This is a genomic window from Pseudomonas farsensis (assembly GCF_014268805.2).
Lineage (GTDB): Bacteria > Pseudomonadota > Gammaproteobacteria > Pseudomonadales > Pseudomonadaceae > Aquipseudomonas > Aquipseudomonas farsensis.
Window position 1 is genome coordinate 1,242,146 of the sequence record NZ_JABWRF020000002.1, and the last position, 23,131, is coordinate 1,265,276.

A 23,131-nucleotide genomic window follows, 5' to 3' on the forward strand; every position below is an offset into this window, starting at 1 on the left:
CCTTGGCGGGCAGATTTCCCTTGGATGTTAACCCCTTTGGCTTGTCTTGCCAGTGCAATGCGCTACCATGGCCCTCCCTTTTTTTGTTGCCTGCCACCATGCACTGTCCCTTTTGCGGTGCCAACGACACCAAGGTCATCGACTCGCGTCTGGTCGCCGAGGGCGAGCAGGTGCGTCGCCGTCGCGAATGCCTCGCCTGCGGCGAGCGCTTCACCACCTTCGAAACCGCCGAGCTGGTCCTGCCCCGGCTGATCAAGCAGGACGGCACGCGCCAGCCCTTCGACGAAGACAAACTGCGTGCCGGCATGCAGCGCGCGCTGGAAAAGCGCCCAGTCAGCGTCGAGCGCCTGGAAGCCGCCCTTGCGCACATCAGAAGCCGGCTGCGGGCCACCGGTGAGCGCGAAGTGAAGTCGCTGGTGGTGGGTGAACTGGTGATGGGCGAGCTGCGCAAGCTCGACGAAGTCGCCTACATTCGTTTTGCCTCGGTGTACCGACGCTTCCAGGACCTCGACGAGTTCCGCGAAGAAATCGACCGCCTGGCCCGCGAGCCAGCCAAAGAGTAGCCATGCCCAGCCAAGCCGCCATTCTCGATGCCCACTACATGGCCCGGGCCGTGGAACTGGCCCGCAAGGGCTTGTACACCACCCACCCCAACCCGCGCGTAGGCTGCGTCATCGTGCGCGATGGCGAGGTAGTCGGCGAAGGCTGGCATGTACGTGCCGGCGAGCCGCACGCCGAGGTGCATGCCCTGCGCCAGGCCGGTGAGCGCGCCCGTGGCGCCTGCGCTTATGTCACCCTCGAACCCTGCAGCCACCACGGCCGCACCCCGCCGTGCGCCGAAGCGCTGGTGCAGGCAGGGGTGGCGCGGGTGGTAGCAGCCATGCAGGACCCAAACCCGCAAGTGGCCGGCAACGGCCTGCGGCGCTTGCAGCAGGCCGGCATCGAAGTGGTCAGTGGCGTGCTCGAAGCCCAAGCGCGGGCGCTCAACCCAGGGTTTCTCAAACGCATGGAACACGGCCTGCCGCTCGTGCGGGCAAAGCTTGCCATGAGCCTGGACGGTCGCACCGCCATGGCCAGCGGCGAGAGCCAGTGGATTACCGGCCCTGCGGCTCGCTCCGCGGTGCAGCGCCTGCGCGCCCGTTCAAGCGTGGTGCTGACCAGTGCCGCCAGTGTGCTGCAAGACCACGCCCGCATGACAGTGCGCGCCAGCGAGCTGGGCCTGGATGCCGAAACCACCGCCCTGGCGCTGTCGCGCCCGCCGCTGCGGGTGCTGATCGACGGGCGCCTGCGCCTGCCGCTGGACGCGCCGTTCTTCGCCGCCGGCCCCGCGCTGGTGGTCACCGCCGCAGCGCCCGACCCACGCTACGTAGCCGCAGGCCACGAACTGCTGGTGTTGCCCGGCAGCGATGGCCAGGTCGACCTGCCGGCGCTGTTAGGTGTGCTGGCTGAGCGCGGGGTCAATGAAATCCTGCTGGAGGCCGGTGCTGGCCTGGCGGGCGCTTTCGCCCGGCTGGGGCTGATCGACGAATTCCAGTTGTTTGTTGCCGGCACCTTCCTCGGCTCACAGGCCCGCCCGTTGCTGGACTGGCCGTTGACGCAGATGAGCGCGGCACCGCGGTTGAAAATTACCGAAATGCGCGCAGTCGGCGATGACTGGCGGGTGACGGCCATCCCGCTGCCGGCCGCCGACGTATAGAATGCCGGGCTGGCTCCGCGCAGCCCGTTTTATCAGGAGAGCAGCATGTTCACCGGCATCATCGAATCCATCGGCACCATCCGCAGCATGACCCCCAAGGGTGGTGACGTGCGTGTTTACGTCGAAACCGGCAAGCTCGACCTGGGCGACGTCAAGCTCGGCGACAGCATTGCCGTCAACGGTGTGTGCCTGACCGCCGTCGAGCTGCCTGGCGACGGCTTCTGGGCCGACGTCAGCGTCGAGACCCTCAAGCGCACCGCCATGGTCGACCTCAAGAGCGGCAGCCGGGTCAACCTCGAAAAGGCCCTGACCCCGACCACTCGCCTGGGTGGCCATCTGGTCAGCGGCCACGTCGACGGTGTCGGCGAGATCGTCTCGCGTGCCGATAACGCCCGCGCCATCCAGTTCCGCGTGCGCGCGCCCAAAGAGCTGGCCAAGTACATCGCCCACAAGGGCTCGATCACCGTCGACGGCACCAGCCTGACGGTCAATGAGGTCGATGGCGCCGAGTTCGAGCTGACCATCGTCCCGCACACCCTGTCCGAAACCATCATGGCCGACTACCGCGCAGGGCGTCGGGTCAACCTTGAGGTCGACCTGCTGGCCCGTTACCTGGAGCGTCTGCTACTGGGCGACAAGGCTGCCGAACCGAGCAAGGGCAGTGGCATTACCGAAAGCTTCCTGGCCGCCAACGGCTTCTTGAAATCCTGATTGAGAAGGGGGTGCCGCGTGGCGCTCAACAGCATCGAAGAACTGGTCGAAGACATCCGCCAGGGCAAAATGGTCATCCTGATGGATGACGAAGACCGCGAAAACGAAGGCGACATCATCATGGCAGCCGAATGCTGCCTGCCTGAACACATCAACTTCATGGCCAAGCACGCCCGTGGCCTGATCTGCATGCCGATGACCCGCGAGCGCTGCGAAACGCTCAAGCTGCCGCTGATGGCACCACGCAACGGCTCGGGCTTCGGCACCAAGTTCACCGTGTCGATCGAAGCTGCCGAAGGCGTTACCACCGGCATCTCCGCCGCTGACCGCGCCCGCACCGTGCAGGCAGCGGCGGCCAAGGACGCCAAGGCCGAAGACATCGTCAGCCCCGGCCACATTTTCCCGCTGATGGCCCAGCCTGGCGGTACCCTGGCCCGCGCCGGCCACACCGAGGCGGCGTGCGACCTGGCGCGCATGGCCGGTTTCGAGCCAAGCGGGGTGATCTGCGAAGTGATGAACGACGACGGCACCATGTCGCGTCGCGCCGAGCTCGAAGTGTTCGCCGCCCAGCACAACCTCAAGATCGGCACCATCGCCGACCTGATCCACTACCGCATGATCCACGAGCGCACCGTCCAGCGCGTCTCCGAGCAGCCGGTAGAAAGCGAGCTGGGCGAGTTCAACCTGGTCACCTACCGCGACGCGGTCGAAGGCGACGTGCACATGGCCCTGACCCTGGGCAACATCTGCGCTGAAGAACCAACCCTGGTGCGCGTACACAACATGGACCCGCTGCGCGACCTGCTGCTGGTCAAGCAACCGGGCCGCTGGAGCCTGCGCGCGGCCATGGCTGCCGTGGCCGAGGCCGGCAGCGGCGTGGTGCTGCTGCTGGGCCACCCGCTCGATGGCGACGTGCTGCTGGCGCACATTCGCGAAAGCGCAGGCGATGCCCCGACCAAGACCCCGACCACTTACAGCACCGTCGGTGCCGGTTCGCAGATCCTGCGCGACCTTGGCGTGCGCAAGATGCGCCTGATGAGTTCGCCGATGAAGTTCAACGCGATATCCGGATTCGATCTGGAAGTTGTAGAATACGTGCCCTCCGAGTGACTTGAAGCGTCTTTGTCGCCCTCAAGCTCGAGTCCAAACCCTGTCGAGGCCGCCACAGCGCGGCCTCGCTCTTGAAGATGAGAACATCGCACATGACCCTGAAGACCATCGAAGGTACCTTCATCGCCCCCAAAGGTCGCTATGCTTTGGTGGTTGGCCGCTTCAACAGCTTCGTTGTTGAAAGCCTGGTAAGCGGCGCCGTCGATGCCCTGGTTCGCCACGGCGTCAGCGAAAGCGACATCACCATCATCCGTGCCCCGGGTGCCTTCGAAATCCCGTTGGTCGCGCAGAAAGTCGCCCAACAGGGTGCCTATGACGCGATCATCGCCCTGGGCGCAGTGATCCGTGGCGGTACCCCGCACTTCGAATACGTAGCGGGCGAGTGCACCAAGGGCCTGGCCCAGGTGTCCATGGAATTCGGCGTTCCGGTCGCCTTCGGCGTTCTGACCGTCGATTCCATCGAACAAGCCATCGAACGTTCCGGCACCAAAGCCGGTAACAAAGGTGCCGAAGCTGCCCTGTCCGCTCTGGAAATGGTCAGCCTGCTGGCGCAGTTGGAGGCCAAGTGATTAGCGACGAAAGCGATCGTTTCAACCCGCGCGATCCAAAACCTGCGGATGCTGGCAAGCCATCGAAAAGCGCCAAACGCCGCGAAGCGCGCAAGCTCGCTACCCAGGCGCTCTACCAGTGGCACGTTGCCAAGCATTCGTTGAACGAAGTCGAGGCGCAGTTCCGCGTCGATAACGATTTCACCGACGTCGACGGTGCCTACTTCCGCGAAATCCTGCACGGGGTGCCTGCGAAGAAGGACGAAATCGACGAGGCACTCAAGCCTTGTCTGGACACCCCGCTCGAAGAGCTCGACCCGGTCGAACTGTCAGTGCTGCGCCTGTCCACCTGGGAGTTCATGATGCGCGTCGACGTGCCGTTCCGCGTGGTCATTAACGAAGGTGTCGAGCTTGCCAAAGTGTTCGGCGCCACCGACGGTCACAAGTTCGTCAACGGTGTGCTGGACAAGCTGGCCCCGCGCCTGCGTGAAGCTGAAGTCAAGGCGAACAAGCGCTGATTGCAGCGCTGACACGCCATGGGTGAGTTCGAGCTGATCAGCCATTACTTCGCCGCCGCGCCTTGTGCGCAGGGTGGCGAAGGCGTGGCGCTTGGTATCGGCGACGACTGCGCCCTGCTGGACCTGCCTGCCGGCGAACAGCTGGCAATCTCCACCGACACGCTCGTGGCCGGTGTGCACTTTCCAGATGCCTGTGACCCCCTGCTGCTCGGCCAGCGTGCGTTGGCCGTGGCGGTCAGCGACCTGGCGGCCATGGGCGCCACGGCAATCGCTTTCACCCTTGCCCTGACCCTGCCTGACGTCGGCCGCAACTGGCTTGCAGGCTTTGCCGAAGGCCTAGGCCGCATGGCCGGGCGCTGCGCCATCAGCCTGATCGGTGGCGACACCACCCGCGGCCCACTCAGTATCACTGTCACGGTGTTTGGCCGTGTGCCAACAGGCCAGGCGTTGCGTCGCAGTGGCGCGCAGCCAGGTGACCTGCTGTGTGTGGGCGGCGACCTGGGTAACGCTGCCGGGGCTTTGCCGCTGGTGTTGGGCCAGCGCTCGGCGCCGGCCGACGTTGCGCAACCCTTGCTTGATCACTACTGGGCGCCGCTGCCGCAGTTGCGCCTTGGCGAGCAGTTGCGTGGCCTGGCCAGCGCGGCGCTGGATATCTCCGACGGCCTGCTGGCCGATTGCGGCCATATCGCCAAGGCCTCAGGCGTGGCGCTGCAGGTTGATCAGGCGCAGGTGCCGGTGTCTGCCGCGCTGCTGGCGCTGCTGGGGCGTGATGCGGCGCTGCATGCGGCGCTGACCGGTGGCGACGACTACGTGCTGGCGTTTACCGCGCCGCAGGCGGCGCTGGCGTCCCTGGTGCAGCCGTACCACGTTATTGGCCGGGTTTTGCCGGGCCAGGGCGTCAGCCTGCGCGATGAGCATGGCCAGGACATCACCCCGCAACAGCGCGGCTATCAGCACTTCGGGCAGACCGTGTGAGCGGGCGCTTGCGTGGCTGCGGCCATGGGGCCATTGTCTTGTGCGGGAAGGGCGGCATGTGGATCAACCTGTGGCTGTGGCCGCACAGATGAAGCACGGAGCGTGGTGATGGGGTTCAGGACTGTGTTGCTGGCATTGCTGTTGCTCGTCGCAGGCCCCTGCGCCGTTGCCGGGCAGGCGCCTGCCGAAGTGCGCCTGGTCAGCGAGGAATGGGTCGACTACACCAATGCCGATGGCACCGGGCTTGCCTGGGACGTGCTGCGCAAGGTGTTCGAGCCGGCCGGGGTCAAGGTACAGGCGCAAAGCGCGCCGTACAGCCGGGCAATGGGCCTGGTCAAGCGTGAAGAGGCCGATGCCTGGGTGGGGTCTTACAAAGGCGAGGAAAGCGGCGATATCTATCCGCGCTGGCATTTCGATATGGACCATATCTATGTGCTGGGCCTGGCCAGCAAGCCGGTGCCGACTGTGGACACCATCGGCAAATACCGCCTGGCCTGGGTGCGCGGCTACGATTACGGCAGTTATCTGTCCAATGTCGAGGAATTTCGCGAGGTACAGCGCCGTGAAGGGATTCTGCCGATGCTCGAGCATGACCGCGTCGACTTCTATGTCGATGCCTTCACCGAGGTTCAGTACGTGCTTGGCCGCGCGGCCAACCCCGGGCTTTTTCGCAGCACCCACCTGACTGAGCTGCCGTTGTACCTGGCGTTCGGCAATACCGCGCGCGGCAAGGCGCTCAGCGACCTGTTCGATCAGCGCATGCAGCAGTTGGTGCGCAGCGGCGAGTTGAAGCCGATTTTCGAGCGCTGGAAGCAGCCGTACCCATTCACTGCCAATAGCCAGCCGCTCTGAGCTGTAGCAGGGGCGTGCTCCATAAGCATCGAACTTTTCGATCTTAAGCCCCGGTATTCAGCCTGCGCACCTATGGCGGGCTGCTGATACAATCTGCCGATTGAAAATTCCTACATCCAGGAGCACAACGTGCCCGTCGTCTTTGTTGCCGCCTCTAAACTCCCGACCCCTTTTGCGACCTTCACCATGCATGGCTTTCTCGACGAAGCCACTGGCCGCGAGCACGTAGTGCTCAGCCTGGGTGAGATTGCCGACGGTGAGCCGGTGCTGGGGCGCCTGCATTCCGAGTGCCTGACTGGCGACGCACTGTTCAGCCAGCGCTGTGACTGTGGCTCGCAGCTTGAAGCCGCGCTGCAAGCCATCGCCCGCGAAGGCCGTGGTGTGCTGCTGTACCTGCGCCAGGAAGGGCGAGGCATTGGCCTGTTGAACAAGATCCGCGCCTACGAGCTGCAAGATGGCGGCGCCGATACCGTCGAAGCCAACGAGCGCCTGGGGTTTGCGGCCGATCAGCGTGACTACGCCATGTGCCTGCCGATGCTCGAGCACCTGGGCGTCAGCGCACTGCGTCTGATGACCAACAACCCGCGCAAGGTCAAAGCCCTGACCGACATGAACATCAAGGTGGCCGAGCGTGTGCCGCTGCACACCGGGCACAACCCGCACAACCGCCTGTACCTGGCGACCAAGGCCGACAAGCTCGGCCATATGATGGGCAACAAGCACCAGGGCGAGCAGGCGTGACACGCGGGCAGGTCAAGCGCCGCCTGGCACTCGCCTGGTGGCAGTACCTGGCCGTGGGGCTGGTGCCGTTGCCGGTGATGGCCTGGGCCTTTGGTGGCGCCGTGCAAATGGGCGTGTTGGCCATGCCGCTGTTCATCGCGGGCGCTGCAACCATGTTCCTCAGCTTGCCGCGTTTCGGTGCCTACAAGCGGGCGTTGATCGCTACAGACAAAGCGCTGGGCAGCCCGGATGAGCCTGCCGCCTGGATCACCCTGGCGCAGGTTCGGCGCATGGCCATGTTGTTTGCCTGTTTCCCGGCCTGGGTGGCCGCATTGTCGGTGCTGGTGGGGCTGGAGGCGGTGCCACAGATACTGCTGGCGCTGTCGACCATGGTGTTGCTGTACCTCTACCGCATCCCGCGCCAGCTAGGCTGACCCGCGCCATCCGGCATGCCGCGATCCCCTGTAGGAGCGGCCTTGTGTCGCGAAAGGGGTGCGTAGCACCCCCAGGATTTGTGCACCACGCCGATATCGCCGGGGCTGCTGCGCAGCCCTTTCGCGACACAAGGCCGCTCCTACACAGCTCACAGCGACTGGCTTACAGGCCGAGCTTTGCCAGCCGCGCCCTGACCGAGGCTTCAATCCCCGCCACGTCCAGCCCACACTCCGCCAGCATTTGCGCAGGCTTGGCGTGCTCGACGTACAGGTCTGGCAGCCCCAGGTGCAACAGCGGCTTGACCACTGCCTCGCGGGCCAGGCACTCACCCACTGCCGCGCCTGCGCCGCCCATGATGGCGTTCTCTTCAAGGGTCACCAGCAGTTCATGGCTGGCGGCCATTTCCAGTACCAGTGCTTCGTCCAGCGGCTTGACGAACCGCATGTCGACCACAGTGGCGTCAAGGGCTTCAGCAACTTGCAGGGCTTCAGCCAACTGCACGCCGAACACCAGCATGGCAACCTTGCTGCCCTTGCGGCGCACGACGCCTTTGCCGATTTCCAGCGGATCGAGGTCGCCGCTGATCGGTGCATTCGGGCCGGTGCCGCGCGGGTAACGGACTGCCGCCGGGCCTTTGTAGTGGTGGCCGGTGCTGAGCATCTTGCGCAGTTCGTTCTCGTCACTTGGCGTCATCACCAGCATGCCGGGGATGCAGCGCAGGTACGACAGGTCGTAGGCGCCCGCGTGAGTCGGGCCGTCTTCGCCGACCAGGCCTGCACGGTCGATGGCAAACAGCACATCGAGGTCTTGCACGGCGACATCGTGGATCAACTGGTCGTAGGCACGTTGCAGGAAGGTCGAGTAGATCGCCACCACCGGCTTGGCACCTTCGCAGGCCATACCGGCGGCCAAGGTGACGGCGTGCTGCTCGGCAATCGCCACATCGAAGTAACGCTCTGGGTAGCGCTCGCTGAACTCGACCAGGTCCGAGCCTTCTTTCATCGCCGGGGTGATGCCCACCAGGCGGTTGTCGGCGGCGGCCATGTCGCACAGCCACTGGCCGAACACGGCGGAATACTTAGGCCCGCTGGGCTGCTTCGGCGCCACGGGCTGGTCGACCGGTTCCAGCTTGGTGATGGCATGGTAGCCAATCGGGTCGACTTCGGCGGGGGCGAAGCCTTTGCCTTTTTTGGTGACCACATGCAGGAACTGCGGGCCCTTGAGGTCGCGCATGTTGCGCAAGGTCGCCACCAGCGTGGGCAGGTCGTGGCCATCGATCGGGCCGATGTAGTTCCAGCCCAGCTCTTCGAACAGGGTGCCGGGCACCAGCATACCCTTGGCGTATTCTTCGGTGCGGCGGGCGATTTCCCAGGCGCCTGGCAGGCGCGACAGCACTTTTTTGCTGCCTTCGCGCATGCTCGCGTAAGTGCGGCTGGAGAGAATCTTGGCCAGGTAGTTGGACAGCCCGCCGACGTTGCGCGAAATCGACATGTCGTTGTCGTTGAGAATGACCAGCATGTCGGCATTCACTTCCTGCGCATGGTTCAGCGCTTCGAAAGCCATGCCGGCGGTCAGTGCGCCATCACCGATCACGGCAATCGACTTGCGCGCCTCGTTTTGCAGGCGGGCGGCGATGGCCATGCCCAGTGCTGCGCTGATCGAGGTGCTGGAGTGGCCGACGCCGAAGGTGTCGTACTCGCTTTCGCTGCGCCGCGGGAAGGCGGCGATGCCGTCCTTCTGGCGCAGGCTGAGCATGCGGTTGCGGCGCCCGGTGAGGATCTTGTGCGGGTAGGCCTGGTGGCCCACATCCCACACCAGCCGGTCATCGGGGGTGTCGAACACGTAATGCAGGGCGATCGTCAGCTCGATGACGCCAAGGCCGGCACCAAAGTGCCCACCGGTCTGGCCGACGGTGTAGAGCAATTCCTGGCGCAGCTCGTCGGCCAGCGGCTCAAGGTCGGCTTCGGCCAGGCGGCGCAGGCCGGCTGGCGTATCGGCGCGGTCGAGCAACGGCGTGACCGGGCGTTCGCGGGGGATCTCTTGAAACGTCGTGGGCATCAGGCGAGTCGTTATAGGTTTGAAGACGCGGCAGTTTAACCCATTGGAGGAAAAGCTGCCCCTGTAGGAGCGGCCTCGTGTCGCGAAAGGGCTGCGAAGCGGCCCCAGGTTTTTAGCTTCGCAGCATAATTCGCCAGGGCTGCTTTGCAGCCCTTTCGCGTTACAAGGCCGCTGCTACAGAACGTGAGGAAGTGTCAGTGGCGGCGTTCGACGATATAGCGCGCCAGTGCCCGCAGGGGTTCGGCGTTTTCACCGAAGCCTTGCAGCGCAGCCAGGGCCTGGTCGCGCAGCTCCAGGGCATAGGCCTTGGCGGCATCCAGACCAAGCAGCGCCGGGTAGGTCGGTTTGTCGCGGGCGATATCGGCGCCTTGGCGCTTGCCCAGGGTTGCCGTGTCACTTTCTACATCGAGAATGTCGTCCTGCACCTGGAACGCCAGGCCAATGGCTTGCGCGTAGGTTTGCAGGGCGTCGAGCTGCGCCGCCTGGGCATTGCCGCTGGCCAGGGCGCCGAGGCGCACGCTGGCTTCGATCAGCGCACCCGTCTTGTGCCGGTGCATGTACTCCAGCGCCTGCTGGTCGAGCTTCACGCCCACCGAGCCGAGGTCGATGGCCTGGCCACCCACCATGCCGCCGGGGCCAGCCGCCTTGGCCAGCGCCTGGACCATGGCCAGGCGCAGGGTGTCCGCTTGCGGGCTTAGCTGCGGGTCGAGCAGGGCGCTGAACGCCAGGCTCTGCAGCCCGTCGCCAGCAAGAATCGCACAGGCCTCGTCAAACGCCTTGTGGGTGGTCGGCTGGCCGCGACGCAGGTCGTCGTCGTCCATGGCCGGCAGGTCGTCGTGTACCAGCGAATAGGCGTGGATCAGCTCTACGGCGCAGGCCGCGCCATTGGCGTGCTCGGCTGGGGCGCCGAGGGCCTGGCAGGCAGCGTAGGCCAGCAGCGGGCGCACCCGCTTGCCGCCGTTCATCACGCTGTAGCGCATGGCGGCATACAGCCGCTCCAGCTCTTTGGACGGGGCCTTGAACAACGGCTCAAGGGCCGCGTCCACCCGCGCCTGGGCGCTTTGCTGGTAGGCGCTGATCATGCCTCGGGCTCCGCATCGAACGGCTGCGCCGCCAGCTCGCCATCGCGCTCCAGCAGAATCTGCACCTTCTGTTCGGCTTGAGCCAGGGCGCCCTGGCAGTCACGGGTCAGGGCGATGCCCTGCTCGAAAGCGGCCAGCGAGTCTTCCAGCGACAGTTCGCCGTTCTCCAGGCGCTCGACCAGAGCTTGCAGGTCAGCGAGGGATTTTTCGAAATCGATGGAGGTTTTTTTGCGGGCCATGGCGACTGTCTCGGTGGCGTTCAGAACGGCGCGACACTAGCAGAGCGGGGCAGGGGGAGCAAATCAGCCGGGCTTTTGTAGCATTCTGTTGCATTTATAGGCGCATGCCTGGCTTGCAAATCGTTGTGCGATCCGATTGTGGGGCTTCTGGCCCTCTGCCATAATCCGCGCGCCCAAGCCCGCGGCCCCATGCCGCAGGGCTACCCCCTCCTCGATGTCACGTAACGGACTACGTTGTGAGCTTCCTTTCGATCGAATTCGGCCTCTGCTTCACGGTGTTCTTCCTTGTCTACTGGAGCCTGTGCTGGAGCACGCGGTTGCAGAACCTGCTGTTGCTGGCTGCCAGCTATGGCCTGGTGGCAAGTTTCAGCCTGCAATCGCTGTACATCCTGCTTGGCTACAGTGCGCTGGTGTACCTGCTCGGGCTGCTGGCCTGGCGTTATCCCGGGCGCTGGTTCTGCAACGCGTTGATGCTGACGCTGGTGCTGGGCTGCTTCTACCTGTTCAAGTACCAGACCTTCTTCGTCGAAGGGGCGCAAAACGCCTTGGCATCGGCCGGTTTTGTGGTGTCGCTGCCGCTGTTGGAAGTGCTGGTGCCGATTGGCCTGTCGTTCTATGCCTTCCATTCGGTGAGCTACCTGGTGTCGATCAGCCGCCGCGAACTGACGCCGGTCGGGCCGTTCGACCTGGCGCTGTACCTGGCGTTCTTCCCAAGCCTGGTGGCCGGGCCGGTCAATCGGGCGCTGCACATGCTGCCGCAGATTCGCCCCCAAGGGCTGCGCCAGGTGCTGGAGCCGCAGCGGGCCATGGGCTTGATCGCCCTGGCCGTGGTCAAGCTGTTCTTCCTCAGTGCCTGGCTGGGCAGCGAATGGGTCGACCCGGTATTCGATACGCCCGGCGGCTACACCCCGGAGCAGGTGCTGCTGAGCGTCTACGGCTACAGCTTCCTGATCTACTTCAACTTCAGTGGCTACACCAACCTGGTCACCGGGATTGCCCTGTTGCTGGGCTTTCGTCTGCCCGAAAACTTCAACGCCCCGTATGCCGCGCACAACCTCAAGGAATTCTGGGGGCGCTGGCATATCAGCCTGTCGCGGTTCATCCGTGACTACGTCTATATCCCGCTGGGCGGCAACCGCCAGGGCGTGTGGCGCGGCAACCTGAACATGCTGCTGGCGATGTTGGTGTCCGGCCTTTGGCATGGCGCCAGCCTGAACTTCATCATCTGGGGCGGCCTGCATGGCATAGGCCTTGCGCTGTCCAAGCTGTTCAGCCAGTGGGTGCCAGGCTTTGCCCGCATGCCCGGCGCTGGCCTGCTGGCGCGGCTGATGACGTTCCACTATGTCGCCTTTGCGTGGATCTTCTTCCGTAGCAGCACCCTGGATGGTGCCGTGGAAATGCTCGGTGATATCGCCCAACTGAGCCTGGCCGGCCTCAACAGCCCGACCGGTTTGATGCTGCTGGGCTGCGTGTTGTTCGTCGCCACTTACCCGCAATGGCTGGTGCTGCTGCGTGCAGGGTTCGCTGCCACCCAGCGGCTGCCGTGGCAGGTGTATCCGATCCCGCTCGGGGTGGGGGTGTCGTTGGTGATCTTTGCGTCGCAATCGGGTGTGCCGGGGTTCATCTATGCAAGCTTCTGAGAGCAAACAGTTGTTGCAGGTGCAACTGGGCGCGCTGCGCGCGCTGTATGCCATCGTGGTCACTACCTTGCTGCTGTTCTGGCTGAACCAGGACTCGATCAAGCTCTACTGCCAGCAGAAATACCACCAAGGCTGCGAAATCCCGCTGCTCGGGCAGTTGCCCGCCTGGCGCTATGGTGCGCAGTTGACCCTGGCGCTGGAAGAAGGCCGCGACAGCTTCCTGCAGCGCCTCGAAGTTGCGCCGCAGTTGGCCACGGCACCTGTGCCACAGGTGTTGCCTGAGCCTGAGCCGGTGGTGTCGATCAACCTGGAAACCCCGGCCGCGCTGGCCCAGCCTGTGCCGGTGCATGCCGAGCCTGCGCCGCAGCACGAGCCGGTGCAGGCGGCGCAACCTGCGCACGTGCCGGCGCCTGTTCCTGCTCCGGCGCCACAGCCGGCAGCCGTGCAGCCGCAGGTCGCCGCCCAGCCGTCGCATCCTGTGCCGCTGCAGCCGGGTACGGTTGCTGCACTGGCCGCCGGTGACGATGTGTTCCTGGTCGGCGATTCGCTGATGCAAGGGGTCGCGCCGCACCTGGCCAACAGCCTGCGCAAGCGCCATCAGATCCGCACCATCAACCTCAGCAAGCAGAGCACCGGCCTTGCCTACCCGGGGTTCTTCAACTGGCCGAAGACGGTAGCCGAAACCCTGGACCATGAGCCCAACATCCGCCTGATGGTGGTGTTCCTCGGCCCTAACGACCCTTGGGACATGCCCCAGGGCAAGGGCAAGCCGTTCCTGCGCTTCAAGTCGCCGGACTGGGAGGTGGCCTACCGCGCGCGCATCGACTCGATTCTGGATCAGGCCCGGGCGCACAACGTACAGGTGATCTGGGTCGGCCCACCGAACATGGAGAAAGCGCGGCTGTCTACGGCAATGGATTATCTGAGCGGGCTGTACCAGCAACAGACCGCGCTGTATGGCCAACACTACGTCTCGGCCAACCCCATCCTCGGCTATGCCGACCAAGGCTTCTCGTATACGGTGCAGACGCCGGAGGGCAAGCGGGTCAAGGTTCGGGTCGACGACGGCATTCATTTCACCATTACAGGCCAGAAGATGATCGCCGAACAGGTTATGTCGCTGATCAGTTTTCCGGGCCTGACCGTTACAGGACATTAAGATGCGCCAATGGCATCACCTGCTGGGCCTGGCCCTGCTGATCAGCGCCGCACCCGGTTGCAGTACCGGCGCCAACAGCGTGGCCAGCCAGCCCGCAGCACGCCCGGCGCCAGCCCCGGCCGCCCGTCAGGACGGCAATGTGGCGTTGCTGGCAAACAAGCTGCGCAATGCCAATCGCGCGCCGGTCGCCATCGTGCAACTGGGCGACTCGCACACCGCTGCCGACCTGTTCAGTGGCGAGCTGCGCCGCTTGTTGCAGGCGCGCTACGGTGATGGCGGTATCGGCCTGGTGCCGGCCTCGCCGGTGCCGGGTATTCGCAACGACCGGGTGATCATCAAGAGCGAAAAGCGCCAGTGGGAGCTGCTGTCGGCGCGCAACCAGCAAAGCAACCAGTTCCCGTTGGGCGGGTATCTCTCGCTGCCCCAGGCCAACCGCGCCAGCGTGGTGTTGCAGGCGCGCGACGAAGACCGCCAGCGCTACAAGGTGTCGGCGCTGTACCAGTCCACCAGCAATGCTGCGCTGCTGGTCAACGGTGGCCAGCGCCGGCCGCTGGCGATCACCAAGGGCCAGTGGCGCTTCAGCCCAGCCTTCGCCAATGTTGGCCTGCCGATGCAGTTGAGTGTCGAAGGTGGCCGTGGTGTGGCGCTGGGTGGTTGGTATTTGCAGGGGCAGAAGAACGCGGGCGTCACCTACTCCACGCTGGGCATCAATGGTGCGCGGCTGGAGGTGGTCGACAAGTGGCAGCCGGGTTGGCAGGACAGCCTGAAGGCGATCAAGCCGGACCTGGTGGTTCTGGCCTACGGCACCAATGAAGCGTTCGACGACAAGCTCGACCTGGTGCTGTACCGCACGCAGTTGGACGCGACCCTGACGCGCCTGCGCAAGGACCTGCCGCGCACTGCGATATTGCTGGTGGGGCCGCCGGACTCGATCAAGAACCGCAGGGCCGGCAGTTGTGCGGCACGCCAGCCGCAGCCGTTGGCGTCGGTGGTGCGTATCCAGAAGCAGGTTGCGCAGAAGCACAAAGCGCTGTTCTGGGACTGGCAGGCGTTCATGGGCGGGCCATGCTCGATTGCCGGCTGGCAAGCCAACGGCCTGGCGCGGCCGGACCAGGTGCACCTGACAGCCGATGGCTACCGCAAAAGTGCAGCGGGCTTGTATGAGTTTCTGAAAGGCCCGCTGGGCCTGCGCTAGGGCTTGGCCTGTCGTTGTAGCGTGTAGGAGCGGCCTTGTGCCGCGAAAGGGGTGCGAAGCGCCCCCGACGATCTTGCACGCGGCACAGAACCTGAGGCTGCTTCGCCGCCTTTCGCGGCACAAGGCCGCTCCTACACCGTCAAGCCCGGTTCACTCTCAGGCAGGCTCCGCCTCAAGCGCCAGCATCGCCTGGCGATAGCGCGCCAACTCTTCGATGGTCAGCACCGGCAGGTTGTACTGCCGGGCATACACCGCCACCTGCTCGCCACGCGCCATGCTGCCGTCGGGGTTCATCAGTTCGCAAAGCACCGCCGCCGGGCGCAGGCCGGCCAGGCGCGCCAGGTCCACCGAGCCTTCGGTATGGCCACGGCGGGTCAGCACGCCACCATTGCGGGCGTGCAGCGGGAATACATGGCCGGGGCTGACGATATGCCGCTGCTGCGCCGTCGAACGCAGCGCCGCCTCGATGGTCGTGATGCGGTCCTGCGCCGAAACCCCGGTACTGACCCCTTCGGCCGCCTCGATGGTCACCGTGAAGCCGGTGCCGTGGCGGGCCTGGTTGTTCGGCACCATCGGTGCCAGCTGCAAGGCGTCGACCGTGGCTTCGTCCAGGCACAGGCAAACGATGCCGCTGCAATCGCGGATCATCATGGCCATGGTCTGCAACGACAGGTTCTCGGCCGCAGCAACGATATCGGCTTCGTCTTCGCGGTCGTTGTCGTCGAGCAGCAGTACCGGGCGCCCAGCCTGGAAGGCGGCGATTGCGGCAGTGACGTTGGGGAAAGGCTTGTGGTGCGTGGTGGACATGAAACGCTCCTCGTGAATGATCGATGAACGTCTCGGGGCGAACAAAATGCGCGCGCAGGGGCGCACGAACTGCCCCTGGCAAACGCCTTCTTTCATCCGGACTATGACCGTCGGCTCTGGAGTTGCACCAGATCTGCTGACCCCCGGCATGGCCGGGGCGCTCGCGGGCTCATCTTTCGATTTACCGCCGGTGGGGAATTGCACCCCGCCCTGAAGACCGGGCCAGCATACAGCAAGAGGCCCGCCTGCCAGCAAGCGCTACGACTTAAGTTGCTGCCAGTCCAGGCCAAAACGCGCCAGGTATTTGCGCAGGCGGTCGGCATCGTTGGGGTTGGCCTTTTCCTGGCGCGACACGGCAAACAACGTTCGCCCAGCCTCCGACAGGCTTGCCGCACGGCGGCATACGTCGATCACCGCCTGCAACTGAACCTGGTCGAACAGGTCCAGCGGCTGGTCTATCGGCAACTGCAGTTGTTCGCTCTCAAGCCCCCAGGCATGGCGCAACCGGCCGATTTCCTCCTCCACCAGTGCCTCGTCGATACGCCCGCTGTCGGCCAGCGTGGCCATGCGCGTAACCGACGCCGACAGCTCGCGGAAGTTGCCCGCCCAGCGCGCCTCGGCGGCCAGGGCAAAGGCCAGGTAGCGGCGCTTGGCCTCAAGGTTGAAACGCACCTGGCGGTTTTGTTCGCGGGCGTGGCGTTGCAGCTCGAAGTCCAGGTTCGGCTCGATGTCTTCACGCCGCGCCGCCAGCCCTGGCAGGGCGAAGGTCCACAGGTTGATGCGGGCGAACAGGTCTTCGCGGAACGAGCCGTCGGCAACTTTGGCGCGCAGGTCGCGGTGGGTGCCGGCGATCAGTTGGAAGTCGCTTTGCACTTCGCGGTCGGCGCCTAGCGGGAAGAAGCGTTTTTCTTCGATGGCCTTGAGCAGCATGGCCTGCTCGTCGGCGCCCAGCTCGCCAATCTCGTCAAGGAACAACATGCCGCCGTCGGCCGCGCGCAGCAGGCCGTCGCGGGCGTTCTGCGCGCCGGTGAACGCGCCTTTGGCGTGACCGAACAGCGCCGACATGGCGCCGTCACCGCGCAGGGTGGCGCAGTTCACCTCGATAAAGCGCCCGCTCAACTGGTGGCGGCCGCGCTTGAGCTCGTGCACGCGGCGAGCCAGGAACGACTTGCCGGCGCCCGTCGGCCCGACCAGCAGAATGGGCGCCTTGGAGCGCAGCGCTACCCGTTCGATCTGCTCGATGGTGCGGTTGAAGTCAGCGTTGCGCGTGGCGATGCCGGCCTTGAGCAGTGACTGGCCCTCGGCCTGCTCGCGCTGAAAACGTGAGGCGATGAGGTCGTAGCGCGACAGGTCGAGGTCGATCAGCGTGGCGCTGCCGCGCGGGTCGGCATCGGCGTCCTGCTGGCGCGCGGGGGCGGTTTGCAGCAGGCGTGCCGGCAGGTAGCGGGCTTCGGTAAGCAAAAACCAGCAGATCTGCGCAACGTGGGTGCCGGTGGTGATGTGCACCAGGTAGTCCTCGCGCTCGGTGTCGAAGCTGTAGCTGCTGGCGAAGTCATGCAGGGCGCCGTAGACCTCCTCGAAGTCCCAGGGGTTGCGCAGGGGCAGGGCGTGCAGCCGCACCTCGGTGCCGGGCGAGACCTTTTGGATGTCGTCGCGAATGCGCTCGGCAAGGTCCAGGTCGCGCACGTTTGTGCCGTGCAGCAGTTCCAGCCGGTCGATCGGCTGGTCTGGCTGCTGGCACAGGGCAACGCTGGGGCGCCAGCGGCTCCAGCGAGCGGCGCCCTTGCCATTGCGATCCAGAGTTGTGCCGAGAAAACCGATGGCGACGGTTGGCTTACGCATTTGAGGTTATCCAAAAAGATAAAGTGCTAGCTCATGGTATATGAATCTTGATGTTGCTGTATCGGTGTTAAACACCAATAAACGTTCATGAAAATTAATAAATCTATATAAATCAATAATTTATAAATTTATTTTGGTGGGTTTCGCAAACCTGGCACGCCGCTCGCAATATCCCTCTCGACTGCATCGCCAGGCAGGCCCTCGGGTCAGGGGTTGAACAAAACCCCGCCGGTGCACGAACCCACGCAAGTGTTGGTGTCGTGCATGCCGCCGCCGCAACGGGCAGTCGTTACCGGGCGTTCTTTGAAACGGGCGTCCGGACCCTGAGATTGGCCTCAAACCGATCAATACCCTCCACGGTAGCTACACCCTGCAATACCCCCGCTGGTGGGGCACAGGTAAACGCGAACAGAGCCAGGACGGCTCGTGACAGCGAAGGAAAACCTGAGCCCACCGCTGGTTCACCCGGCCCGCCGGCCGGGCCTGGCGCAACGAAGGAGCCCGCTGCAGCGATGCTGCACGGCCCTGACTCCGCCAGGCTTCGCCTACGGCGCTCGGTGCTCTGGCGCACACCAGCACTCAAGGACAATTTAAAAGGATGAACACGATGAAACTGTTGAACCGCTTTGTGGTGAAGAAATGCGAACACGGCCTGCTGCTCAAGGATGGCGAGTTCCACGCCATTCTGGGCGCCGGGCAACACAAGCGTTTCGATTGGCAGGGGCGGCTGACGCTGCAGGCCTGCCCACAGAATTCCCCGCTGCACGACACGTCGCTCGAGCGCTACCTGCGCCAGTACGAGCCGGCGCTGGTCGAGCAGTATTTCGATAGCCTGGATGTCGCCGAACATGAAGTCGGCCTGTATTTCGAAGACGGCAAACTCAAGGCACTGCTGGCACCCGGCAGCCAGCGCCTGCAATGGAAAGGGCCAGTGGCCCAGCACGTCGAGCGTATCGACCTGCGCCAAGGCCGGCGTATCGACGCCGCGCTGCAGGCTCGCTTGCAGCAGCCCGGTATCACCGGCATGAACAACGTGCTGCTGGTGAAGGTGCCGACCTTCAATGTGGGTGTGCTGCGCATCGACGGCGTGGTGAGCGAGTTGCTGCCGGTCGGCCAGTATGGTTTCTGGGCGTGTGGCGCCAAGGTCGAGGTCGAGACCGTCGACACCCGCTGGGCGGTATCGGAACTCAACGCCGAAGAATTCCACGCCCAGGGCATGGATGAGCATTTCGTGACCATGGACCTCGGCGCTGATGAAGTCGGCCTGCGCCTGGAAGACGGCAAACTGGTTGAAGTGCTGCCACCGGACAGCCGCCGCCAGTACTGGAAAGCCCAGGCCCGCCATGAGCTGCAACGCATCAGCCTGAACCAGGGGCTGCGCCTGGCAGACGAGCTGGTGGCACGCATGAACCGCCCAGGTGTTGCCGGCATGGAGCATGTCCTGTTGGCGTTGGTGCCGGCGTTCCACGTCGGTGTGCTGAAGATCGACGGCGTGGTGGTGGGCTTGCTCGAACCAGGGCAGCATGGCTACCTGCGGTGCGGCAGCCAGGTGGAGATCGAGATGGTCGACACCCGCTTGCAGGCATTGGAAGTCAGCGGCCAGGAAATCCTCACCCGTGACAAGGTGAGCCTGCGCCTGAGCCTGGTCGCCAACTGGCGCTACCTGGATGTGCTCGGCGCCCACGCTCGCATGAGTAAGCCCGTCGAGCACCTGTACCGCGAGCTGCAGTTTGGCCTGCGCGCAGCCGTGGGTACGCGTACCCTGGATGAGTTGCTCGAGAACAAGCAACTGATCGACGACAGCGTCAACGAACACCTGCTCAAGCAGTTGCAGGGCAGCGGGCTTGAAGTGGGCAGCCTGGGTGTGCGTGACATCATTCTGCCTGGCGAGATGAAGACCTTGCTGGCGCAGGTAGTGGAGGCCGAAAAAGCCGCCCAGGCCAACGTGATCCGCCGCCGTGAAGAAACCCAGGCGACGCGTTCACTGCTCAACACCGCCAAGGTGATGGAGGGCAGCGCCACGGCGTTGCGCCTCAAAGAGCTGGAAACCCTGGAGCGGGTGGCTGAGCGCATCGACCGGATTTCGGTATTCGGCGGGCTCGATCAGGTGTTGAACGGCCTGGTGAGCATCAAGGCAGGTTGATTACACAGCGGCGCCGGCCTGTCTCAGGCCGGCGCACGCTGGACCCGGTAACAAGGAAACCCCGTAATGAACATTCTCGAAGTCGCCGGCGGCAAGCCGATCAAATTGTGGACCGACGGCGTGCCGGTCGAAGACGACGCGCGCCGCCAGTTGCAGAACACCGCAAAGATGCCGTTCATCTTCAAGCACCTGGCCGTGATGCCCGACGTGCACCTGGGCAAAGGTTCGACCATCGGCAGCGTGATCCCGACCCTCGGCGCGATCATCCCCGCGGCCGTGGGTGTGGACATCGGCTGCGGCATGATCGCCGCCCGCACCTCGCTGCACGCCCGCGACCTGCCGGACAACCTGCACGGCCTGCGCAGCGCCATTGAAAAAGCCGTCCCCCACGGCAAGACCTTCGGCCGCCGCGACCAAGGCGCCTGGAGCGACGTACCCGGCCAGGCCGACCAGGTCTGGCAAAACCTCGCCGGGCGCTTCAAGGCGATCACCGACAAGTACCCACGCCTGGAAAAGACCAACAACCGCCAGCACTTGGGCACCTTGGGCGGCGGCAACCACTTCATCGAGGTGTGCCTGGATGAAGCCGACAGCGTCTGGTTCATGCTGCACAGCGGTTCGCGCGGTGTAGGCAACGCCATCGGCAACCTGTTCATCGAACTGGCCCAGGCCGACATGCGCCAGCATATCGCCAACTTGCCAGACAAAGACCTCGCTTATTTCGAGGAAGGCAGCCAGCACTTCGCCGACTACGTCGAGGCAGTGGAGTGGGCGCAGGACTTCGCCCGGCACAACCGCGAGCTGATGATGCTGGCAGTCGTCGCCGCCACCCGCAGCGTGCTCGGCCGCCCCTTCGAGGCGCGCCTTGAGGCCGTCAACTGCCACCACAACTATGTGCAGAAAGAGCAGCACTTTGGCCGTGAAGTGCTGGTGACGCGCAAAGGTGCGGTGTCGGCGCAGAAGGGCGAGCTGGGCATCATCCCAGGCTCCATGGGCGCCAAAAGCTTCATCGTGCGCGGCCTGGGCAATGAAGAGGCGTTTTGCTCATGCAGCCACGGCGCCGGCCGTGTGATGAGCCGGACCAAGGCCAAAAGCCTGTTCACCGTCGCCGACCAGCAGCGCGCCACGGCCCATGTGGAATGCCGCAAGGACAAACAGGTGATCGACGAGATCCCCATGGCCTACAAGGACATCGATGCAGTGATGCAGGCGCAGCGGGAGTTGGTGGAGGTGGTGCATACCTTGCGGCAGGTGGTTTGCGTCAAGGGCTAACAGTACCCGGTCCTGCAAAGATTGATGCTCTCAGCGGGAGCCCGCTTCAGGACTCAAACTGCTGGCGGTAAGGCGCTTAGGTGCTATCTCAAGCGCCTTATCTTCGAACAGCTCATTTTTGCAAGCAGCAGATCCAGCTCCGCCATACCATCTCTTCAACGATTCACGCACTAGTCTGCGCCCCCCCCGGGGGGGGCTCAGCAACCTGTCGACTGTCGCTAGAGACACCTTTGACGCCGTCATGGCACTATGATGCTATGTCGAGGCGGGTTAGGCCCACGAAGCAATATGCGTTTCAATGAATGGGCTGGAATTTTTTAGGGAGCATGGATCACAAAATGGATGGCTATCACGGAAACTATAAATATCGAATAATAAAGCGTATTGGGAAAGGTGGTTTTGGTTTTGTCGAGAGAATTGAGCTTTTTAATATTGAAGGTGTTCGGTGTGGCGAATACGCACGTAAGTGTCTTAGCGATCTAGATAAAGAAATAAGGGAAGAATTTCGTAGGCGCTTTGCTCGTGAAGTATCCTACCAAGCTTCGTGTGTGCACACCAATGTCGCAAATATTTATCTTTGCGATCTGAAGTCTGAGCAGCCATGGTTTATCATGGATCTCGCTGACGGTGATTTGCAGGACGATATTGACAGTGGCGCTCTGACGGTATCGCAGAAGATTAAAATTATTTTAATGGTGCTCGATGGGTTGATATATTTGCACTCTTTGGGTTATCTGCATCGCGATATTAAGCCGTCAAATATACTCAGGTTCGGCGACGTATACAAGGTTTCAGATTTTGGATTGGTTAAGAATCTGGATAAAAGTGCCGAGTCCGAAGTTATTACAAAAATCGCTATGGCTATGGGGACTGCAAATTACATGGCTCCTGAAATTTCTGCGGCTGGAGATTACAGTAAGAGAAGTGATATATTTGCTTTAGGTGTGTTGTTGGAGGATTTGGATATGCTGGGTAATCCAGGTGTCCATGAGGTTTTTAAAAGAAGTACTACCCGTCGGCCTAATGATCGTTATGCCGAGGTGCAAGACATGCGAGATGATTTAGTCGCTGCCGTCCAAGGAGAAAGGTAATGATTAAGCTTTTAAGCTCAAGCTCATTTTCGTTCCCCAAAGAGCCGCCTAGAAAGAATGAAGACTCGATTTTGCCACCTCGTAAGGTCGGCGACGGATTTTTAATGGCTGTAGCAGATGGCGTGGGTGCATACGCTGGTGCCAGCAGTGCGTCTGAATCAGCTATTGATTATTTGACAAGCCTACCACCATCCGCGTTCGAGGGCGGTGATGCTACAAAACAAATTTTTGAGCAGATCAGAAGTCGTATATCCAATCTGGTTACGGAAAACCCAAGTTACTTCGAAGCTGCGACGACTTTAACGTTCTGTTATGCAGGCGAGTATGGAGTCAGAATCGGTCATGTAGGCGATTGTCGCGTTTATCTCAAGGAGAATGGCAAGCTTCGACAGGTTACTAAGGACCATACGCAGCATCAGAAACTTATTGATGAGGGACTGTACAGACCGTCGGAGCTCAAGGAAGTAAGAGGGAAAAGTACGCTGTTTTCAGCGATTTCAAAGAACGTAAGCTTGCACTTCCAAGAAGTTTTTATAAGTTATAACGATTTTTGTGATAAGGATGGAAGCATAAGCTTGTTCTTGATGTCAGATGGGGCCTATCATTCTTGGGAGGTAAGGCCGCGCTTTTTAGAAAGTACCTTGGATGATCCCAATCGGTTCGCTTCTAATTTACGTAGACGAATCATGAGGTTACATCCAGTAGACGACTGTTCTTTGGTGGCTGCTAGATTTGTCAGGGCATCACAGTTGGAGTTGTTTGATTAGGATAAATTCGTTTGTGGTGGCTACATTGAATCGCGCAGTGTAGCCGGATATACGTGGTCGGTTGAATATTTAGTGTCTAAGCGGCACGCACCCGCACTTTATTTTCAGATGGACCCCATAAAGACTTGGGTTGCATTCCTTTGGGCTCCCGTGATTTGCACGCTTCTTTGGTCGATGCGTCTGATCACTCATATCCAGAGATTTTTTCTCCGCGTTTCACTAGCCCCCCCGTACTAATTCACCATCTCTTCGAGTATCGCAACCATTTCCG

The 23,131-nt window shown here is 62.9% G+C and carries 22 protein-coding genes and 1 riboswitch; of the genes, 17 read left to right on the forward strand and 5 right to left on the reverse strand.

Features of this window, described 5'->3' with window-relative positions; all coding sequences use genetic code 11:
* Positions 1 to 98 precede the first annotated feature (98 nt).
* From nrdR to HU719_RS14975, 10 genes are all read left to right on the forward strand, one after another.
* Positions 99 to 563: a transcriptional regulator NrdR gene (nrdR, locus tag HU719_RS14930; protein WP_186534717.1), complete on the forward strand. Its 465-nt coding sequence runs from the start codon at positions 99 to 101 to the stop codon at positions 561 to 563.
* Positions 564 to 565: 2 nt separating this feature from the next.
* A complete protein-coding gene (ribD, locus tag HU719_RS14935; RefSeq protein WP_186534718.1) occupies positions 566 to 1,696 on the forward strand; it encodes a bifunctional diaminohydroxyphosphoribosylaminopyrimidine deaminase/5-amino-6-(5-phosphoribosylamino)uracil reductase RibD in 1,131 nt (376 codons plus the stop codon).
* A 45-nt stretch (positions 1,697 to 1,741) separates the two neighbouring features.
* The gene (locus HU719_RS14940; RefSeq protein WP_011531966.1) at positions 1,742 to 2,407 is read left to right on the forward strand and encodes a riboflavin synthase; all 666 of its coding nucleotides are present in this window, start codon (positions 1,742 to 1,744) and stop codon (positions 2,405 to 2,407) included.
* Positions 2,408 to 2,425: 18 nt separating this feature from the next.
* The gene (ribBA, locus tag HU719_RS14945) at positions 2,426 to 3,517 is read left to right on the forward strand and encodes a bifunctional 3,4-dihydroxy-2-butanone-4-phosphate synthase/GTP cyclohydrolase II (RefSeq protein ID WP_186519881.1); all 1,092 of its coding nucleotides are present in this window, start codon (positions 2,426 to 2,428) and stop codon (positions 3,515 to 3,517) included.
* Positions 3,518 to 3,609: 92 nt separating this feature from the next.
* Positions 3,610 to 4,086: a 6,7-dimethyl-8-ribityllumazine synthase gene (gene ribH, locus HU719_RS14950; RefSeq protein WP_003255395.1), complete on the forward strand. Its 477-nt coding sequence runs from the start codon at positions 3,610 to 3,612 to the stop codon at positions 4,084 to 4,086.
* On the forward strand, positions 4,083 to 4,583 hold the full coding sequence (nusB, locus tag HU719_RS14955) for a transcription antitermination factor NusB (RefSeq protein ID WP_186519880.1): 501 nt from the start codon (positions 4,083 to 4,085) through the stop codon (positions 4,581 to 4,583). The genes ribH and nusB overlap by 4 nt, the downstream gene beginning before the upstream one ends.
* An 18-nt stretch (positions 4,584 to 4,601) precedes the next feature.
* Entirely contained in the window at positions 4,602 to 5,558 is a 957-nt protein-coding gene (gene thiL / locus HU719_RS14960) for a thiamine-phosphate kinase (protein WP_186519879.1), read from the forward strand.
* Positions 5,559 to 5,666: 108 nt separating this feature from the next.
* Entirely contained in the window at positions 5,667 to 6,410 is a 744-nt protein-coding gene (locus tag HU719_RS14965; protein ID WP_186519878.1) for a substrate-binding periplasmic protein, read from the forward strand.
* 129 nt (positions 6,411 to 6,539) lie between these two features.
* On the forward strand, positions 6,540 to 7,151 hold the full coding sequence (gene ribA, locus HU719_RS14970) for a GTP cyclohydrolase II (protein ID WP_186519877.1): 612 nt from the start codon (positions 6,540 to 6,542) through the stop codon (positions 7,149 to 7,151).
* Entirely contained in the window at positions 7,148 to 7,564 is a 417-nt protein-coding gene (locus HU719_RS14975) for an MFS transporter (protein WP_186534719.1), read from the forward strand. Before ribA ends, HU719_RS14975 begins: the two co-directional genes overlap by 4 nt.
* A gap of 163 nt (positions 7,565 to 7,727) precedes the next feature.
* Here the strand turns inward: HU719_RS14975 and dxs are convergent, their stop codons facing one another.
* From dxs to HU719_RS14990, 3 genes are all read right to left on the reverse strand, one after another.
* Positions 7,728 to 9,623, reverse strand: a complete 1,896-nt coding sequence (dxs, locus tag HU719_RS14980; protein ID WP_186534720.1) for a 1-deoxy-D-xylulose-5-phosphate synthase — start codon at positions 9,621 to 9,623, stop codon at positions 7,728 to 7,730.
* A 194-nt stretch (positions 9,624 to 9,817) separates the two neighbouring features.
* Positions 9,818 to 10,705: a (2E,6E)-farnesyl diphosphate synthase gene (gene ispA, locus HU719_RS14985; protein ID WP_186534721.1), complete on the reverse strand. Its 888-nt coding sequence runs from the start codon at positions 10,703 to 10,705 to the stop codon at positions 9,818 to 9,820.
* Positions 10,702 to 10,944, reverse strand: coding sequence for an exodeoxyribonuclease VII small subunit (locus HU719_RS14990; protein ID WP_186519873.1), 243 nt, complete (start codon positions 10,942 to 10,944; stop codon positions 10,702 to 10,704). The genes ispA and HU719_RS14990 overlap by 4 nt, the downstream gene beginning before the upstream one ends.
* A gap of 236 nt (positions 10,945 to 11,180) precedes the next feature.
* Here HU719_RS14990 and HU719_RS14995 point away from each other — a divergent pair, with 236 nt between their 5' ends.
* From HU719_RS14995 to HU719_RS15005, 3 genes are read left to right on the forward strand one after another with little or no spacing between them, the layout of a single operon-like run.
* A complete protein-coding gene (locus tag HU719_RS14995; protein WP_186534722.1) occupies positions 11,181 to 12,584 on the forward strand; it encodes an MBOAT family O-acyltransferase in 1,404 nt (467 codons plus the stop codon).
* Positions 12,571 to 13,743: an SGNH/GDSL hydrolase family protein gene (locus HU719_RS15000; RefSeq protein ID WP_186534723.1), complete on the forward strand. Its 1,173-nt coding sequence runs from the start codon at positions 12,571 to 12,573 to the stop codon at positions 13,741 to 13,743. Before HU719_RS14995 ends, HU719_RS15000 begins: the two co-directional genes overlap by 14 nt.
* 1 nt (position 13,744) lies before the next feature.
* On the forward strand, positions 13,745 to 14,938 hold the full coding sequence (locus HU719_RS15005; RefSeq protein ID WP_186534724.1) for an SGNH/GDSL hydrolase family protein: 1,194 nt from the start codon (positions 13,745 to 13,747) through the stop codon (positions 14,936 to 14,938).
* Between the two features lie 156 nt (positions 14,939 to 15,094).
* Here the strand turns inward: HU719_RS15005 and ribB are convergent, their stop codons facing one another.
* Entirely contained in the window at positions 15,095 to 15,745 is a 651-nt protein-coding gene (gene ribB / locus HU719_RS15010; RefSeq protein ID WP_186534725.1) for a 3,4-dihydroxy-2-butanone-4-phosphate synthase, read from the reverse strand.
* 80 nt (positions 15,746 to 15,825) lie between these two features.
* A riboswitch (FMN riboswitch) is annotated at positions 15,826 to 15,967 on the reverse strand.
* A 36-nt stretch (positions 15,968 to 16,003) separates the two neighbouring features.
* Positions 16,004 to 17,587 (reverse strand): RNA repair transcriptional activator RtcR, encoded by a 1,584-nt coding sequence (rtcR, locus tag HU719_RS15015; RefSeq protein ID WP_186534726.1) that lies wholly within the window; start codon positions 17,585 to 17,587, stop codon positions 16,004 to 16,006.
* Between the two features lie 1,024 nt (positions 17,588 to 18,611).
* Here rtcR and HU719_RS23775 point away from each other — a divergent pair.
* The 4 genes from HU719_RS23775 to HU719_RS15035 all read left to right on the forward strand — a co-directional run bounded on the left by HU719_RS23775 (position 18,612) and on the right by HU719_RS15035 (position 22,860).
* Positions 18,612 to 19,730, forward strand: a complete 1,119-nt coding sequence (locus HU719_RS23775; RefSeq protein WP_186534765.1) for a slipin family protein — start codon at positions 18,612 to 18,614, stop codon at positions 19,728 to 19,730.
* Positions 19,731 to 19,796: 66 nt separating this feature from the next.
* Complete coding sequence (locus HU719_RS15025; protein ID WP_186534727.1) at positions 19,797 to 21,002, forward strand: RtcB family protein; 1,206 nt, start codon at positions 19,797 to 19,799, stop codon at positions 21,000 to 21,002.
* A 338-nt stretch (positions 21,003 to 21,340) separates the two neighbouring features.
* Positions 21,341 to 22,093: a serine/threonine protein kinase gene (locus HU719_RS15030; protein ID WP_186534728.1), complete on the forward strand. Its 753-nt coding sequence runs from the start codon at positions 21,341 to 21,343 to the stop codon at positions 22,091 to 22,093.
* Positions 22,093 to 22,860 carry a PP2C family protein-serine/threonine phosphatase gene (locus HU719_RS15035; protein ID WP_186534729.1) on the forward strand — a complete coding sequence of 256 codons (768 nt, stop codon included), beginning with the start codon at positions 22,093 to 22,095 and terminating at the stop codon, positions 22,858 to 22,860. Before HU719_RS15030 ends, HU719_RS15035 begins: the two co-directional genes overlap by 1 nt.
* Positions 22,861 to 23,131 lie beyond the last annotated feature (271 nt).